Annotated in this window: 12 protein-coding genes, 2 tRNA genes and 1 riboswitch; of the genes, 9 read left to right on the top strand and 5 right to left on the bottom strand. The window is 27.5% G+C overall.

Features of this window, described 5'->3' with window-relative positions; all coding sequences use genetic code 4:
* Positions 1–75: 75 nt before the first annotated feature.
* The 3 genes from ACSH4Z_RS02225 to ACSH4Z_RS02215 form a co-directional block, all read right to left on the bottom strand.
* Positions 76–4,785, bottom strand: coding sequence for a DUF4011 domain-containing protein (locus tag ACSH4Z_RS02225; protein WP_438340359.1), 4,710 nt, complete (start codon positions 4,783–4,785; stop codon positions 76–78).
* A 1,129-nt stretch (positions 4,786–5,914) separates the two neighbouring features.
* Positions 5,915–6,100, bottom strand: a complete 186-nt coding sequence (locus tag ACSH4Z_RS02220) for a hypothetical protein (RefSeq protein WP_438340358.1) — start codon at positions 6,098–6,100, stop codon at positions 5,915–5,917.
* Positions 6,101–6,132: 32 nt separating this feature from the next.
* The gene (locus ACSH4Z_RS02215; protein ID WP_438340357.1) at positions 6,133–6,594 is read right to left on the bottom strand and encodes a hypothetical protein; all 462 of its coding nucleotides are present in this window, start codon (positions 6,592–6,594) and stop codon (positions 6,133–6,135) included.
* A gap of 213 nt (positions 6,595–6,807) precedes the next feature.
* On the opposite strand from ACSH4Z_RS02215, the gene ACSH4Z_RS02210 reads away from it, so the two are divergent.
* Together ACSH4Z_RS02210 and ACSH4Z_RS02205 are read left to right on the top strand one after the other, a co-directional pair.
* Positions 6,808–6,894, top strand: a tRNA-Leu gene (locus tag ACSH4Z_RS02210).
* Between the two features lie 3 nt (positions 6,895–6,897).
* Positions 6,898–6,973, top strand: a tRNA-Lys gene (locus ACSH4Z_RS02205).
* A gap of 51 nt (positions 6,974–7,024) precedes the next feature.
* On the opposite strand, the gene ACSH4Z_RS02200 is transcribed toward ACSH4Z_RS02205, so the two are convergent.
* Entirely contained in the window at positions 7,025–8,365 is a 1,341-nt protein-coding gene (locus tag ACSH4Z_RS02200) for an ABC transporter permease subunit (protein WP_438340356.1), read from the bottom strand.
* A 310-nt stretch (positions 8,366–8,675) separates the two neighbouring features.
* Positions 8,676–9,809, bottom strand: a complete 1,134-nt coding sequence (gene cypl / locus ACSH4Z_RS02195) for an ABC transporter thiamine pyrophosphate-binding lipoprotein p37/Cypl (protein ID WP_438340355.1) — start codon at positions 9,807–9,809, stop codon at positions 8,676–8,678.
* Between the two features lie 39 nt (positions 9,810–9,848).
* Positions 9,849–9,939, bottom strand: a riboswitch (TPP riboswitch).
* 207 nt (positions 9,940–10,146) lie between these two features.
* On the opposite strand from cypl, the gene ACSH4Z_RS02190 reads away from it, so the two are divergent.
* The 7 genes from ACSH4Z_RS02190 (at position 10,147) to rsmG (ending at position 18,498) form a co-directional block, all read left to right on the top strand.
* The gene (locus ACSH4Z_RS02190; RefSeq protein ID WP_438340354.1) at positions 10,147–10,482 is read left to right on the top strand and encodes a hypothetical protein; all 336 of its coding nucleotides are present in this window, start codon (positions 10,147–10,149) and stop codon (positions 10,480–10,482) included.
* Complete coding sequence (locus tag ACSH4Z_RS02185) at positions 10,472–11,815, top strand: hypothetical protein (RefSeq protein ID WP_438340353.1); 1,344 nt, start codon at positions 10,472–10,474, stop codon at positions 11,813–11,815. The genes ACSH4Z_RS02190 and ACSH4Z_RS02185 overlap by 11 nt, the downstream gene beginning before the upstream one ends.
* Positions 11,808–12,776: a lactate/malate family dehydrogenase gene (locus tag ACSH4Z_RS02180; protein WP_438340352.1), complete on the top strand. Its 969-nt coding sequence runs from the start codon at positions 11,808–11,810 to the stop codon at positions 12,774–12,776. Before ACSH4Z_RS02185 ends, ACSH4Z_RS02180 begins: the two co-directional genes overlap by 8 nt.
* Before the next feature lie 190 nt (positions 12,777–12,966).
* Complete coding sequence (locus tag ACSH4Z_RS02175; RefSeq protein ID WP_438340351.1) at positions 12,967–13,710, top strand: phosphonate ABC transporter ATP-binding protein; 744 nt, start codon at positions 12,967–12,969, stop codon at positions 13,708–13,710.
* 208 nt (positions 13,711–13,918) lie between these two features.
* A complete protein-coding gene (mgtA, locus tag ACSH4Z_RS02170; protein ID WP_438340350.1) occupies positions 13,919–16,711 on the top strand; it encodes a magnesium-translocating P-type ATPase in 2,793 nt (930 codons plus the stop codon).
* Positions 16,712–16,835: 124 nt separating this feature from the next.
* A complete protein-coding gene (locus tag ACSH4Z_RS02165; protein ID WP_438340349.1) occupies positions 16,836–17,807 on the top strand; it encodes a ribose-phosphate pyrophosphokinase in 972 nt (323 codons plus the stop codon).
* Positions 17,794–18,498 (top strand): 16S rRNA (guanine(527)-N(7))-methyltransferase RsmG, encoded by a 705-nt coding sequence (gene rsmG, locus ACSH4Z_RS02160; RefSeq protein WP_438340348.1) that lies wholly within the window; start codon positions 17,794–17,796, stop codon positions 18,496–18,498. Before ACSH4Z_RS02165 ends, rsmG begins: the two co-directional genes overlap by 14 nt.
* Positions 18,499–18,516 lie beyond the last annotated feature (18 nt).

The following is an 18,516-nucleotide window of genomic DNA, read 5'->3' as shown; positions in this document are numbered from 1 at the left end:
ATGTATTTGTATTTTTTTTATACTTAAACTGGGAAATAATTTTGAATATTTATATTGAATTTATTTGATTAGTTATTAGTCGAGTTTATCATTGGCTTTGAATAATTCATCATCTAATTTTTGAATTTTTCTTTCTTTTGCCATTTTGTTTAAAATATCAAGAACGTAATTTTTTTGTTGTAGGTTTGAAACTTGTGTTTTAATTCTATTTGATAATTCTCTACAGAAATCATCTAAGCTAATTGTAATATAAGAATTTTCTAATATTGTTATAAATAGATCACGCAATTCATATGGATGGATATCAAAAATTGATCTTTTTGTTTCTTTTGAAAAGCTTTCCCTAAATTTAAAATTGAAATCAGGGAAAGAAGGAACTATGAATAGGTATTCATCTTTGCTACCCAGTCCATATGCTAATTTGCTTGCTAACATTTTAACACCATTTGTTAAACGATCTTCGCGTAGTAATTTTTTAACGATACCTTCATAAGTTTTATAAGGCAATGCACCTGCAACTGAAAATAGTTGAGCAATAATAAGACTTCTTTCTCCTTGATATGATTTTAAAAATTTTAAACTATTCATTTCAATAAATTTATCTAGATCAGGAAATGCTGGGAAAGTTGCTTGTTCATTTTCATGTTCATTTAGTTCTATTGTGAATGATTTTATCATTTCTTCGTTGTCTTCTGATTCGTCAGTCGAATTAGCGTTGTTATATAATTCTTGCAATTTATTTAAAATAATGTTAACTTGTGCATCGGGGTTTTTGAATCAGTCGGTTGATCAAATTCTGTGAATATTTCAACCTCTTGCTTCTAACACTTCCTGTCTTAATCTATCACGATCACGTGTTGTTTTTGAAGAGTGATAGGTTGATCCATCGCATTCTATTCCTAGAATATATTTGTTTGGATTATTTTTATGAACCACTGCTAAATCAATTCTAAATCCTGATGATCCGACTTGTGTTTTTAAAGTCAAACCTTGTTCAGTAAGTTTATCATAAACTTGTTGTTCGAAAAGTGATTCAACACCTCCGCTCGTTTCTTTTAAATCTTCTAAGGTGTTTATTCCGAATTCAGCGTTTTTAATGAATTTTTCAAGAAGTTTAACACCTCTTTGTTCACTTCTGAACCAATTAACTTCATGACTTTTGAATGATGATATAAGAATTAAACCTTTTTTGGCACGAGATATTGCAACATTAAGTCTTTTATATCCGGATTCGCTGTTATTTATTGCTCCAAAGTTTACACTAACTTCACCGTTTGCGTTCCTTTTATTATCTAGCAAGAATAATATGATATCTCTTTCATCACCTTGAACTGTTTCAATGTTTTTAACAAAAAATGCATCTTCTCTATCTTCATCAAAATAAAATTTTAAATGTGGATTATCATGAATAAATTTATCCATTTCTCTTTCAAATTGATTTAAGATTTCGGCGTTAAATACAACAACACCGATTGAATATTTGTTTTGATACTTTTCAATAATGTCTTTTATTGTTTTCCTTGCTTCTTCAAATAATGTGTTTGTTTCGTCAATATATTTATTTGGTTTTGCGTAAAGGAATCTTAATCCTTCGATATCATTAGGTTGTTTAGAGTTAGGGAATGTTATTAAGTCTTTATAAATTTCTTTATTTGATGTATAAATTAATTCTTCAAATTTTGAACGATAGTGTCATTTTAGTCTAATTGAGTTAAGGCTAGCTTCAGCTAAATTTAAAAGTGAATCATAGCCATCTGAAAAGTTATCTGTTGAATCCTCGACTTCAAGAAAACCTTCTTCATTTTCTGCTGATGAAAAGAAGTTTGATGGAGGCATTTGTTCTTTATCTCCAACGACTATAACTTGTTTAGCTCTAAATAATGAACTTATAGCACTTTCGGGTCTAATTTGAGATGCCTCGTCAAATATAACTGTATCGAATGTATATTCAACATCTTTAAAGAAGTTACTTACTGTTAGAGGAGAAAGCATTAAACAAGGTTTTGTATTTAAAATAAGTTCAAGCGCTTTTTCAAAAAACTTCTTAAAAGGCATAATGGCACGAGTTTTACTACTTTCTTTTTTAAGCAACATATACTGACTATTAGCAGCGGCGAAGAATAAACTAGATTTAATTCTTTTATCATTTTCTAAAATAATTTTATCTCTTGCCAAAGTATTAGCTTCTTTGTCTTTTTCTTTAAATACATTTACACATTGATTTAGTAAAACTGTATCTGCATTTGAAATTTCAGTTTGAATAATAGTTTCTGTTAGTTTTTCATAGAATTTTCTAAGATAAATGTTTTCAAAATTGCTATCTATATTGTTTGAAATAATGGCTTCAATAAAAGAACTTTGGCCTAAATCGGCAAGCCTATTTTTTGCGCTAATGAAACTTATGTAGCTAGTTATTGAATCCATATTTGTCAATAATGTTATTGTTTTAGATAGAAAATCATCTAGTGATACTGTTTTAAAATTTACAATATTATTGTCGAATAAGGAACCAAAAAATTCAATATTTTCACATAGTGTGTTTAAATTATTTATATTTGTCTTTATTGATTCTTTGTTTTGATTATAAGTTTTTACATACGCATTGAATATTGTTAGGATATCATTATTATTTTGTTTAATAAACTCAAGACTGGTTAAAACTTCATTAACTTTATCAATATTGAAGTTGTCTAAATTTAGATTTATTTTGTTTATTAGTTCATTAAATTTTGTGTCCAATTCTTTTATTTCAGCGAATTTTTTAGCTTCATCAAGGGTTCTTAATTTTCACAGATTTTCAGGTTCATATACATTTTGTTTTTTGAAATAACTTCTGTATTGTCTTCACGTTTTTGAAAAAACCCTAAAAGGGTTAAATTTGTTTTTGTTAAGTGTTGAATAAACTTCCATAGCATCATTAGTTTCAAAAAATTCTAAATTCTTTCAAATTTTAGATTGGGTTTCGTATTTAGCGGTTTTGTCATTGAACACACTAATAATTTCTTTTAAATTTATTATTTCTAAATCAATACCGCCATTTAAATAGTTTGAAATATCCTTGAAGTTATTATTTTCAATGAAGTTTGCAACAAATTTTATATTTAAAGTATGTTTAGAAAATTCATTATAAAAGTCGTTTGGTTGTGCAAAAATATTCAAGTTTTTGATTCAAGTAGCAATATTTTTTGAATGATCTTTTAAGAAAAATAGTTTTTCCTCAATCTCATCTTTTTCTTTAAATTTAATTGTATCCTTTAATAAACCGTACCATGGATGTTGTTTAAAATTAAAATCTATGTTCTTCAGTGAATGTTCAAATGACTGAATTGTATTCTTAATATTTTCAAAATCTTCACCATTAATAGACATTATATTATTAATACTGAATCTTATGTTTGGGAAGTCATTTAATGAAAAATATTTACCAATATATTCGTAAAGATTTTTGTATTGAGGTTCTCTTTTTCTTAATAAGATTTCTCCATATTTTTCTAAAAATTCTTTGCTTCTCTGATAGTTAGAAATCAATGTTTGAATATTGTTGTCATCGATTTCATATAATCTTGCCTCTTCAATTGATTTATTAATATCTCTTAATATTTCTTTTTTATCGACTTTTGTGTCGTGAATAGGCATCGCATACTTTTCCAATTTAATTTTTTTAAGGTTGTTGAAAACGACTTGAAGAGCAGCATTTTTTTCAGCAACAAAAAGAATCTTTTTACCTCTTGTTATAAGTTCGGTAATAATATTTGTAATTGTTTGGGATTTACCTGTTCCAGGAGGTCCTTGTAAGATGAAACTTTTTCCTTCAATGGCATTTTGAATGGCGATTTCTTGTGAAGAATCTGAGTTAAGAATTTTATATTGATTTTGAATATCAATCTTTTGGTTTATATTTGTTTCATTAATATTAGATATATCTGTTGCATCGTCAATTTCAGCGCTGATCATTCTTTTGAAAAATTCACTTTCAGATATTTTCTCAATATTTTGTTCAATATCTTTGTAGATGTATATATTACTAAAATCAAATGTAGATAAATAAATATCTTTTGTAATTTCTCATCTTTTATCGCTAATTTGGCCTAGAATTTTTTCAGCGTATTCATCAAACATTTCATTGGCATTATTATTTGAAGGTTCAAATGTAAAGTCGGCATTAAAACTATTTTTCATTTTACGTACTAATGTTTCATTTTGAATAAAATCATTTTCCGCTTTTCTTGTAATTCTTCAACCTGATGTATTGCTATCTTTTTTAATTTCTACTGGATAGAATAATAAAGGAGCGTAATTTGGCTCATATGAAGTTGTTGACTCGTATCACTTCACTAAACCAAATGTTATATAAGCAATATCAATTGAATATTCTTCTCTAAAAGTTCTTGCCTTTTTCTCAATTTTCTTAATTGTTTCTAAAAATACAGACTCACCAAATTCTGGATAAAGTTGATTTTTCTTGATAGTTGTTTGTTGCTCAATATCTTCTAAATTATGTGAATATAAAGCTTCATATCCGTATTGGCTTTCTGTATATTTTCTAACTTGGTCATAAATCGCCAATGGGAACACTTCTTTTTCAGTGTTATTGAACAATTCTAGTAATGAATAAAAGTCAGGATAAACTATTTTTAATTTATTGGGAATGGTCTTTTTTAAAGAGATACCAATATTTAAGGATTTGTTTCTTAAAGTTAAGTCAAGTAATTTCGTTTTTCAATGATTAATATTTTTTATTAGTTTTTCTTTTTTGATATTATCGATCATGTCTTTTAATCCCATTTCTATGTACATTTAATACTGTATTAAATTTAGATTGTTATTGCTGGTTTTATGTTTAAAATACTTTCAATAATGATTTTTTTATACAGCTTAAACTTTTAATGATTTTTATAATTTTATAACTAATTATAAAAATATACAAAAAGTGCTGATTTGCTTAAAAAAAACGGCACTTTTTTTACTTTTATGCGTTAAATTGCATGTTAATTCTTAATCAAATCGCAACATTTTTATAGTTTAAAAATGTTTATTAAACTTATGATATTAAATTTATTTTTTAAGCTTTATTCATATTTTGATTGGATGGTAAACAAAATTTTTTAAACCCACTTTTGCGGACAATAGAATAGAATTAAAAATCTACTTAAAGTATTCAGATAGGTTATTATCCACTTCTTTAATTACGTTTTTAAACATTGATTTTAAGTGGTTAATTTCTTGTTTTAAACAATGTATTTAATTCAAATTTTTCTAAATTTCTAATCAAGTAATTAAACTTATCCGTAAATATCGAAACTACTGACTTATGCGCTACGACTATCAAACTCAATTTATAATCCAAATCGTCTCAAATGTCAAGATTTTTACCTAATTAAAAATCTTTTGTGAGTTAAAGTTAGTATAAATCACTGCTTGCTTTGTAACGATTTTCTGGAGTTTTGAAAAAAATATTTACCGCTTGAGTTCATACAAAATAAAACTTTTATTTTCTTTGAAAAATTAACTCTATTGCCGTTAGTATCAACTGGAGCATAATATTCGTTTAGGTACTTAAATGCACCAAAATGACTTTTGTTTTTAAAATGATAATCAACATACCAACCAGGATCGCCTTCAGTTATTTTTCTAAAACAGTTTTTATCGCTATTTCTTTTTTAATTTTGGAGATATAAAATTAAAGTAATCTATTAATTGGTCTTCAATTTTAATAATTTCTGTTCAATGTTTTATATTGTTTATTTTAAAGCATATTAGGATAATTTGATTGAGCAGTTTTAAAAGACCTTTCAACAAAAGACTTAAATTGCAAAACACTAGAAGTTTGAACTTTAAAGCCTAAAGATCGCAAATACTCAGTAATAGGTGTGTATGAAGACTCTTTTTCAAAAAGTTGTTCTCTTATCGGTCTTTATAATCCGTGGAATTCCTTGTGTTCTAAAAAGTTTTCAATCAGATTCATATAACCAATATTGGTTTTCTCTTTAGACATATGGACTGCTAAAAGCCTACCAGTGGCAGGATCAATGGCGTGGTAAGTATGAAAAGTTTCACCCAATCCCATTGTGTCTGGCGTAGCATCGATCTCAACGATCATACCTGTAGAAAGATTTTTCCAGGTCTTTTTTATTACTGCATTTTTTCTATTGTTTTAAGATTCTCTAATCTGCTATTTATTGCATAATAAAATATTGTTTCTGGAATTGTGTTATTTAAAATATTTTTTGCGTTTCTTTTAGCTTCTTTTCTAGTCGCCTTGTGCAAGTGCTCTGTTTCATAACCCCTTTTTAAGGTGCGTCTGTAAAGCGTTTTAAAAGACATTATTGGACCCTTTGTTCTATAATAAATTGTTATAGTAACATTTCTAGTTCTATCTGTAGGTTGTTCAAAAACAAAAGAACTAAAATATCTGATTTTTTCAATTTTATAATCTACAAGATCATCACTAAACTTTTGTTTATATTTATTTCCCTTATTTTTGTGCGAGACATTAAATGTCCCGCTAAAATTTATAGATTTTTTAATTTTAGAAACTGTAAAACGGCTAACTTCGTGTTTTATGGCGATTTGGTTTATTTTTAATTTTTCCAAAAGTTATATCGGTATAAATATCTTTTCTTTTTTTCTCAAAATCTGTTAAATTTTGGATTTCTATTTTTTTATATTTCACATTACCTCTTATAATTATTTTAAACTATAGGATGTTGCAAAATAATTGAGAATCCACATAATTAATGGTAATAAAATTAATTTTTTTTATTTTTTAAAAAATATATTATAATATTTAAGCATTAATCAATTAATGCCCAGGTGGCGGAATGGTAGACGCTACGGACTTAAAATCCGTTGGCTGTAATGGCCGTGCTGGTTCAAGTCCAGTTCTGGGCACCAGAAGCGCCCTTAGCTCAGAAGGTAGAGCAAATGGCTTTTAACCATTGGGTCAGAGGTTCGAATCCTCTAGGGCGTACCATTTCAGGTGGCTGACATAAACAAATAAAAGACAGATTATCTGTCTTTTATTTTAATTTCTTTGTTTAATACTGAATCTTATGAAATATGAAGTGAAACTGATTAGCGCAATGATAATAAAACCTATTCACAAATAAGGTGAAACATCGGCTATATCTTTCGCTCTTGTTAGATTTGTTTTTTGGCCTAATAATGAAGAAGACAAAGAACCATAAATTATAAAATTTCTAGCTATTTTTTCTAGTTCTAGGCTTGCAAAGCTAATGAAATCTAGTCTAATTTTTGGGCGAATAAAATTTCTATATATCAAAAAATTAGAGAAGCCTAGTTTTTTTAATTCTTTTATTTTTTCTATACTAATGTTATTAATTGTCTGATATAAGTTTCTTGATATTGAAGATGCACTATGGATACCAAAAGCAAAAACAAATGATGCTGACAATTCTTCAAAAAGATTAGAAAGCATTAGAAATATAATAACAGCAGGTATTGCTCTTATTAATATATTTAAATACTTATAGAAGATACTCAAATGTTTTCCTACTATTGATTTAGACATTAATAGCATTCTAAAATATGAAATAAAATATGTTAAAATGAAGGTTAAGAATACAAGTGATGCAAATTGAATGATAATCCAAAAAATCCCATCTTCGCTAAAGCTAAAAATTATATCTTTTCAACTCCCCTTAAACATATTATTTAAAAAGCTAGTAGCTTCGGTCTCATAAAATTTTTCATGAGCTAAATCTTTTATAGCTATGCAAATTAGCACAAAGGTAAGTAAAATAAATAGTGAAATAAAAGTTTTTTTGATTATATTATTAGTTTGATATTTCTTAAAATTGATATTATCTTGTTTTCGAGATTCAAATAGGAATTTGTTAATATTTTCACTAATAATTTCCACTAAAAACAAGAAGGAAACTAGTATTAACAAAGGTATTATTAGTTCTGTATAATTTATTGGCTGAATTTGAGGATTTATTAAAATTCCTATTCCTAAAAAACCAATATTAGCTAGTATTGCTGACCAACGTAAATTTGTTTCAAATGCATAGATGAAGTAACTTATGAATTTTTTTCTAAGTTGAGGTCATATTTCTGTTCAAAAAGCCTTTTGTCTTGAGTGCTGTGATTTTACCAAATGATAAAAAATACTAAAATTAGCATTCTCAATTATTTGTGAAAAATACTCATGCAATCAAAGTCATGTAAATCAACAAAAAATTAATGCTATCGCTAGTTTTTTATCAAAAGAAATTTTAAATAAATATACAAAAAACAATTCTGGAAAAATTCTTAAAGCAATTACTATAACTTTAGATGGAATAGCTACATATTTGCTATTGGTTTTAATATTAGAAAAATATGAAGTGAGAAATGCGAGCATGAATCCAATAATTGTACTTAGGAAAATTATTTTTATACTATTTCATAAAAACAAAAAAGAAATATAAAAGAGATTTTGTTTATATATATTGCTAAAACTACTTGGAGAAAAAAAATCCCTTAAATTTTTAATAAAGAGATTAATACCTGATGGTGCAAAACTAAAATTAACAACATAGATTGAAGCTATAATTAATAAAATAATAAAAACAAAAAATGCTATTTTTCAAACTAGCCGATATGGTCCGTTTTTTAAAATAGTATTGCTTAATTTTAACTGTTCTTTAAAAAAGTTTCTTTTTAATCACATATTAACTAAATATTTTATTATAAGGTTGTATTACTTCCTTATCAACATCATTAATTATTTTGTAGCCATTAAATCCTACGGTAGGACCATAATCATCTTCGTTATTTCTTCATAAGTCTATTATTATATTTTTTAAATAGTTTATTTGTTCCGTATTGAAATCATCTTTATTAACCACTACAACATTATACTTTAGTGGATCAGTGGCCGTTAAAAATTCAATTTTAACATTCTCATCATCAGGGGTGTAGAACTTGCCCCTTTTATTATTGCGATAGGCAAACGAGGCCATTTCATCGAAAACAATATGATATTTTTTAAGTGAACCATTCCCTATATTTTTTGCTTCTCCTTGTGTATATTTTTCGATATTTTTTATTTTATCTTCAGCAAAAGAATTAAATTTATTGTTTTCTAGATTAAAATGCTTTTTGAATAATGCTTCTTGTAGAATATATTTTGAACCGCTGCTTTCCTTACCGGTCACAATACCAAAATTTCTAAAAGTATTTCAATCTTTATTGTCTCATGCTTTTTTAATTTGTTCTCTTTCTTCATTTGTGCCTTGAATCATTATAATGCCACGATAGTATTCAACTAATTCATTATTTTTTGCATAGAAATATTCGTATATATTTCCATTCCAACTATATTCTTCATCGGTTCATGCGGTATATGATTTTTTATTAAACAATTTTTGTAATTTAGCAGCAATAATTCTTAATTTGTCAGTGTTTGATCCATCTGAGTAGCTATCATTAAAATTTTTATCAAATTTAAATGCCCTAGTCATAGTTTGCAAGATAGGAATAATATTTTGATCATTGTTTCTGATAAATAAAGGAGTCGTAATGATAGCAATGTTGCTTGTTTTTTTTCTAACAATACCAGCTATATCATTATTTGCTGAAACGTATCTTACTTTAATTGTTGCATCCTTATTTATTTTCTTTTTAAATTCAGATAAAATTTTGCTAAAAAATAGATGTTTTTTATTACCAAAAAAAGGCTCATTTATAACAAATTTTAATGTTAACTTAGCATCCTGCTTTGCGCTGCACGCAATAGAAATAAAGGCAAATGTGGACATTAGAGTGCTTAGGCTTAGTATAAACGCTATTTTTTTACTTTTCATAAAACAAAAATCCCTTCAATTTAATTAAAAAGGGATGATGACCAAAAAATAAGAACTCACTACGCCAGTATTATCTGGATCAGCTAACGAGGGTATTTCTCAGCCTTAATGGGCACCCCTGTTCATAAATTTATGATTCAATTATAGTACTTTTTAGTTTGCAAAAAGGAAAAAATGTCTTTTTACTTATGTTGTAATTAATATTGGATTTATGAGTAAGTTTTATAGATATGCTATTTTGCTTTGAAAATATAAAATATACTTTGGATATCATAATTATTTTTTGTTATTTAGCATATAATTTATATGCTACTAAGTACATTTAAAAGGGAAAAAGATGAGTTATTCAGTCGGTCAAATAATAAAGGCAAAAGTTTACAAAATTTCAAGCAAATTTATAACTCTTATAACCAAAACCAACCATGTTGGTTATTTAGGCATTTCTGAAGTTAGTGATTATTATATAAGTAATTTGAATTCATTTTTTAAGATTAATGACATTAAAGAACTAATAATTATTGATATAGCAGCAAATGGTGAACTTATTTTTTCATTTAAGCAAATTCATCCAAAGGAATTAAGAAATCCTTTTAGTTTTAAACTTGATAAAAATGGCGCTAAGTTTGATAAATTGCTTGATTTTATAAATAAAGGAATACATTATGGCGATTAGAAGTAAGATAGAATTTTTATCTGACCAGGTTATTGACTCTAAATTATTTAGTGGTAAATATAAGGATATTATTAACGATATTAATGATAAAATAAAATCCAAAGAAATTGAAGGATATAAAAATTTTGGTTTTTTTGAAATTGATAGAAATATCCAAAGGAGTGATTATTCAAAGATAAAAAAAATTGTCAAATTTTTTAATGATGAAAAAATTCAAACCTTTGTTGTCATTGCTCCACAACATATATGTATTCAATCAAAGAGTATAATAGGCCTAGCGAATTCCCGCTTAAGAAACAATTGTGGAATTGAGATTATGTATGTTGATGAAAGTTATGAAGGAATAGATATCTTAAACCTAATTCAATATTTAGAAAATAGGTCATTTGCAATTAATGTTATATCAAAAAATGGAGAGGATATTGAGAGCTTAATTGTTTTTAGAGAATTGGTTACATTACTTAATATACAGGTTGGCAGAAATAATGCAACCAATTATATTTTTATAACAACTAATAACAACTATGGAAAATTATTCAATCTTGTTCAAACAAAAAATTATAATCATTTAGTTTTATTAGATAATACCCCTGAAAGATATTTAAACTATTCAGCAGCAGTTTTATTGCCTCTTGCTTGTGCTAATATTGACATTGATGATTATATTGAAGGTGCAAAAGAAGCAAATGAATATTTTAGTAACACAAATTTAGAAAATAATAGTGCATATCGTTACGCTCTAGTTAGATATATATTTAATAAACAAGATCGCAATCATGAAGAGAAAGACATTTTTGCAATTGAGAATATTGTTTCGGGATCTAAAATTTATAAATGTTTAAATGATTTATTTGCTATGTATCTGGTTTCGTCTTCATATCGAAGTTATAAAGGGATACAGGTTAACACATTTATTCATCCTTCTGATACTAAAACGTTTGTTAATTTGTTTTATAATAAGCAAAGAAGAATGTTTAATACTCATGTTTTGGTTCAAAATCCCATGTTTGACTTCAATATAGCTATTGTTAATGACAACGATGGCGATGAACTTAATTTTTTAATGAAGAAAACATTTAACAATGTAAATAAGGCATTATTGCAAGCAACTAAGGATTATTATCTAGGTATTCAAATACCTTTTATAGATATAGTTATTAGTGATTTAGAGGACAAAACATTGGGTTGAATTGTTTCCTTTATTCATCGTGCATCAATAATGAGTGCACATCTTATGAAGATAGATCCATTTGAAGAAACCGGATTAAAAACGTTTAATATCGTTATGGCTAAAAAAATTAACGAATTAATGGGGGGACAAAAAAATGACTAAAATAGGAATTATTGGCGTTGGGGCTGTTGGTTCGGCCTATTTATATGCTTCATTGAATAAATCGATTGAGGCTGATTATGTATTGGTTGATGCCTTTGTTGAATATGCAAAAGCACAAGCTAAAGATCTGAATGATGCTGCATGTTCGATGTTACAAAGTGGTTCAACATTTGTGGCTGGAACTTATCAAGATTTAGCAGATGCTGAGATCATTGTTATTACTGCATCGGTAAAACCGAAGGATGGAGTTTTAAAAGATCGACTTGAATTATTAACAGATAATGCTAAATTAATTGCTGAAATAGGAACAAAAATAAAGCAATCAGGTTTCAACGGTATTACTATTATTGCTTCAAACCCGGTTGATATTATGGCTTCAATATATCAACAAATCACAAAATTTGCTCCTGAAAGAGTTATATCATCTGGAACAATTCTTGAAACCGCTAGAATGAAAAAATTCCTGTCTGAAAAAATTAATGTTAAGGCAGGATCGATCACTGGATTCGTTATTGGAGAACACGGAGCAAGATGTTTAATTCCGTTTTCAAAAATAAGAATAGGACTTGGTTCATTAAAGGATTGATTAGCAAATAATACAATTTCTGAAGAATGATTACAAAAATTAAATCAAAAAGTTAAGGATGAAGCATTTGAAATTATTACTGGAAAAGGAATTACAAATTTTGGAATTGGTGAAAACCTAGCCGAAATTACGCAATCAATTTTAACTGATCGTCAAGCAATTTATTCATTAGGAGTTAAACTCCCACAAGAGTATGAAAATAGTGGTGTTTATTTTGGATTACCTGTAATTTTAGGAAGAAATGGTTATCGTCATTTACCAAAAATTAGATTAACAGATGATGAACAATCCATATTTGATTCATTTTCAAAGGAAATGAAGGAAACTGTTGTTGAAATTCTTAAAAATTTAGGTATAGAACCAGATTTTAAGTAATGATTAAAGCTATTGTTTAAACATGGAAATCTCTCTTTAATTGGGAGTTTTTTTATTTATGTCTTTTAAGTCTAATTTATTGAGAATTTATGATGGCAGGCCTATTTGTTAATATTAATATGATGTAAATTTATTTTTTGCGTAATTGCGTTACATTAATATGTTAAAAATTACAATATAATATTAAAATATGAAGAAAATTCAATTTGAGCATTACTATGCCGCATATCCAACATCAAAGATGAATATATTAAATGATATAAATTTGTTAATTAATCAAGGTGAAATGATTGCTATTATAGGAAGATCTGGTTCAGGAAAAACTACATTGTTTAATGCCATTCTAAAACAACTAAAAACTAGTCAAGGCAAACTTTTTATTAATGAATATGATATAGAGAACATTTCGAAACGACAATGAAAAAAAATAGTAAAGAGAGTTGGTTATCTTTCGCAAGAAACAAATCTTATTGAGTCGTTAAATGTGTATGAAAATATTTTGCATTTTTATTCAAAATATAAAAATGTGTTATTTTCCTTGTTAAAAATAATAACTAAATCACAAAAACAAGAAATTTATAATGTTCTCGACTCCTTAGGAATTTTAGATAAGATCTTTACAAAAATTTCTGATTTATCAGGTGGCCAAAAACAACGTGTTGAAATAGCAAAAATTTTGCTAAGAGACGTTGATATTATTTTAGCTGACGAACCAACTAGTTCACTGGATATTAAGACATCAAAGGATATAATGTCAATTTTAAAAAATATCAACATGAAATATAACACAACAGTTTTAGTTAATATTCATGATTTAAATGTCCTTAGAAATAATTTTTCTAAATATATTTTTATTAATAATGGTCAAATAGTTAAAAACGGAGACCTTTATAATCTTTCTGAAAAAGAATTAGAACAGTTATATGAAAGTTAGATATTAAGAGGCATGTTTATTACTTTTTTATTTTTTAAATTGTTGTTTAATGTAAAATTAAGTAAATATAAAATGGAAAGGTGACTTAATGGAAGTACAAAGTAGTGATCGAAGTAGTACAAATATTGTGTTTTCACTAAGCACATTTTGTTAATTATGTAGAATTACTGCTTCCTTAAACATATTTTAAATATAAAGGAGGTGAATAATGAAGAAAGCAAAGGTTAATAATATTGAAAGTCAAAATATTAAATTATCTAAGCAAGATTTAGCAAAAAATAATCCGATAAATAAGCGACTAGTTGAAGCATCTATTAGTGATGTAGAACTTTTATTTGAAAAATATAAATCTTCTAAAAATGGTATCAAGATTGAAAAACAAGTTGAGCAAAACCGCGATGAATATGGTGTAAATAAAATTTCCAAAAAAGGGGCTGACACTGCTGGAAAAAGATTAATCCGCTCTTTCTTTAATTTGTTTAATATTATTCTTTTTATACTTACAATTATTACTGCTGTAGTCGATATTATATTGCCAATAAGCAGTGGTAAGTATAATGAAGTTAATTATATAACTGTCATTATTATTCTGGTAATAGTTTTTGCCAGCAGTATTATTCACTTTATTCAAGAACAAAAATCTGCTTCTAGTGCCAATAAACTTATTGAAATTATTGAGACAACTTGTTTGGTTGAGCGTGATGGGGTTCTAAAGGAAATACCGATGGACGAAATAGTTGTTGGTGATATTGTCCATTTAGCAGCTGGTGATATTATTCCTGGTGATGTTAGAATTATTGCGGCAAAAGACTTATTTGTTTCGCAATCCTCGTTATCTGGCGAAAGCGATGCAATTGAAAAATATAGTATTATTGATGCACAAACTAATTATGATAATCTGACAGATAGACCCAATCTTGCTTTTATGGGTTCAAACATTATTTCTGGTTCAGCAAAAGCATTGGTGCTAGTAGTTGGAAATGATACTGTCATTGGTAAGGTGGCTTCAAAATTAAATGAAAAACAAGTCCCTACTAACTTTGAAAAGGGTATTAAAAAAATTTCTGTAATGTTAACCTGCATCATTGCTTTTGTTATTCCTATCATTTTTTTAATTGTTGGATTAACCCATCAAAAGATTGAAGGAAACAATGCATGATTTAATGCCTTATTATTTGGTATATCTATTGCTATCGGATTAATCCCTGAAATGTTGCCAATGATTGTAACTGCTTGTTTATCAAAAGGTTCAATCGCAATGGGGAAGGCAAAAACTATTGTTAAAAATATTAACTCTATCCAAAATTTTGGTGCTATGGATATTTTATGTACTGATAAGACTGGAACAATAACTCAAGATGAAATTATTCTTGAAAGGCACCTTGATGTTAATGGGAAAGAGGATTATCATGTTTTAAAGTATGCTTTTTTAAATTCTTATTATCAAACGGGATTAAAAAACCTACTAGATAAATCGATTATTAATCGTACCCTTGATTTAGCTGATGAACAAAAATCATTAGATAATCTTGAACTGCATTATTTGAAAATTGATGAGGTTCCTTTCGATTTCAATAGAAAGCGTATGTCAGTGCTTGTAAAGTCTCTTAAAAATAATAAGGTTACATTGATTACTAAAGGAGCTGTTGAAGAAATTATTAATGTATGTAGCACAATTTATTTAGATGGAAAAGTAATTCCTCTTGATAAAAAGGTAATCCGTAAAGTTTTGAATAAGGTTGAGGAATTTAGTGAAGAAGGAATGAGAGTTGTTGCTGTCGCTTCCAAAAAGTCTAATATTGATGCTGTCGGAAAGCTGAGTGTAAACGATGAAAAAGATATGACTTTAATAGGCTATCTAACATTTTTAGACCCACCGAAAGATTCTGCTGAAGATGCTATTAAGAAGTTACATAATTTGGGCGTAGAAGTAAAAATACTAACTGGTGATAATCCACTGGTTACAAAGGCAGTTTGTTCAAAAGTCGGCATTCCTTATGAAAAAATATTGCTAGGAAAAGATATTACTAAACTTAGTGATGTCGAGCTAGCAATCGAAGTCGAAAAGACACAAATTTTTGCTAAACTTAGCCCCGATCAAAAAGCTAGAATAATTACCATTTTGCGTAATAATGGTCACGTTGTTGGCTACATGGGTGATGGTATTAATGATGCACCAGCAATGAAGGTTGCTGACGTATCAATATCTGTAGATACAGCAGTTGATATTGCAAAAGAGTCAGCTAATATCATTCTTCTTGAAAAAGATTTAAATGTTTTGGCTACAGGGATAGTTGAGGGAAGAAAAACTCATGCCAATATTAATAAATATATAAAAATGACTGTGTCCTCAAACTTTGGAAACATTTTTAGCGTAGTTATAGCCTCAATTATGCTTCCATTTATTCCTTTAGCACCTGTGCAAATTATTTTTTTAAATTTAATTTATGATTTTTGTTGTGGAACAATTCCGTGAGATAATGTAGATAAAGAATTTATTCAATCTCCGCGGCAATGGGGACATAAGTCTATTTGGCGATTTATGCTATGATTTGGCCCTGCTAGTTCGATTGTTGATGTTATGTCGTTTTGTTTATTATTTTTTGTTATCATTCCACAAGCAATTAAACAAACAACATTTACCAAAATTAGTGATTATAGTAATTTATCTCTTGAACAACAAAAAGAATTTAGATTGATGTTTTGAGCTGGGTGATTAGTTATCTCAATGTGAACACAAACTTTTGTTATTCATCTATTAAGAACTGATAAAGTGCCACTAATTAAATCTAACGCTTCTACTCCGGTGATTATTTCAACCTTGACCGGAGTTGCATTGGTAACTGCTCTTCCTTATATTCCAAAGCTAAATACTTCCTTGCAACTAGCACCGCTACCCTCGATATTTTATGCTTGGCTTGCACTGTTGCTTTCGACCTATACATTTCTTGTGATAATAACCAAAATTATTTATCGTAAGATCTATAAGCATTTCTTATAATTAATAAGTCAACTTGGCTTATTTTTTTAATTTTGTAATAATCTAAGAAAAAGTTAAATATTAACACATTAATATATTAAAATTAATATTAAAAATTAGGGAAGGAAAATTTAAGCTAAAAAAAATGAAAAAATTAGATGAAAATGTAATTATTTTTGGGATGGATAATTCTGAAAAACTAGCTAATGAAATTGCTAAATATTTAGACACTGATGTTAAAAAGGTTAATAAAGTTGTTTTTGCTGACGGCGAGAATTTAGTTTATCCCGACGAAACTGTTCGAAATAAAACTGTTTTTGTTATCAACAATACAGGAAAACCAGTCAATGATAATTTAATGAGTCTTTTGATATTTATTGATGCACTGAAGCGTGCTAGCGCAAAAAGAATTATTTGTGTTACTACTTATTATGGTTATGCAAGACAAGATAGAAAAACAAGCGGCAGACATCCAATTTCAGCCAAACTTGTTGCTGATTTATTAGAAACTGCTGGTGCTGATAAAATTATTGTTGTTGATTTGCACAATGCATCAATTCAAGGCTTTTTTAATATTCCTGTTGATGATCTAAGAGGTCAATTTATTTTTGCTAAGGAATTAAGAAAAAGAAAAGATAAATTTGTTATTGTCTCTCCTGATCATGGCGGCGCAGTTAGAGCACGTCAATTATCAGAATGCCTAAATTCCGATGAACCAATTGCAATTATTGATAAAAGAAGAACTGGCCCAAATGTATCTGAAATTATGGGCGTTTTAGGTAATGTTAATGGTAAGAATGTAATCATCTATGATGATATTATTGATACTGGTGGAACTATTATACATGCCGCAGAAACACTAAAGGCACAAGGCGCTAACAAAGTTATTATCGCTGCAACACACGGGTTATTTTCAAGAGGTTTTGAAATGTTTGAAAGCAATCCTATCATTGATGAAGTTATAATAACTAATTCAGTAGATCACTCGCATTTATCACATTTTAAGAAGCTAAAAGAATTATCAATGGCCGAATTTCTTGGTTTAGTTATTGAGGCTAATACTAATAGCACATCAATAAGTGAAATTTATAAAGAATATAGTAATGGAAGAATTTAGAAGAATTATAACTCAATATCTTTGCATTGAAGATGAAGACATAATTGCTAAACTTTATTTATATTATCAGTTAATTGAAGAAGAAAATAGAAAGTATAATTTAACTGGTTTCTACGGTGAAAAATTAATTAAAGAGGGCATTATAGAATCAATTCTTATTTTTAAAAATATAAATAAAAATATTGCAAATCTATGTAATAAGGAGGTTCTTGACATTGGTTCAGGAGCAGGTTTTCCTATTATCCCTTATTTAATATATAGTCAAAATTTTAATCTTACAATTTATGAGCCGATGCAAAAAAGGGTAAATTTTTTATGGCTTGTAGTCAAAAAATGTAATTTAAAAAATGTAAGGATTCTTAAAATAAGATCAGAAGAATCATTAGAAAAGGAAAGATTTGATTTTATAAGCGCAAGAGCAGTTTCAGAATTAAAGAATCTTGTTGAAATATCTCATCATGTTGGAAAAATAGGCTCAATTTTTTGTTTTTTAAAATCAACTAATTTTCAAAAGGAAATTGATAATTCTAGAAATATTAAGAATATATTAAAAATTAAATTTAATACTTTATGTTTAAATAAATTTTTTACTATCGATAATGTCTTGGTTTATTATGAAAAAAAAATTCCTACCCCTAATTTTATCCCAAGAAAATGGTCGATAATTATTAAAGAAAATTCCAAAAAATAAATTTAACTTTTCTGCTCA

The organism is Mycoplasma sp. 125, assembly GCF_051549845.1.
Taxonomy (GTDB): Bacteria; Bacillota_I; Bacilli_A; order Mycoplasmatales; family Metamycoplasmataceae; genus Metamycoplasma.
The sequence above is the reverse complement of the archived record's forward strand: the minus strand, read 5'-3'. Positions and strand labels throughout refer to the sequence as shown.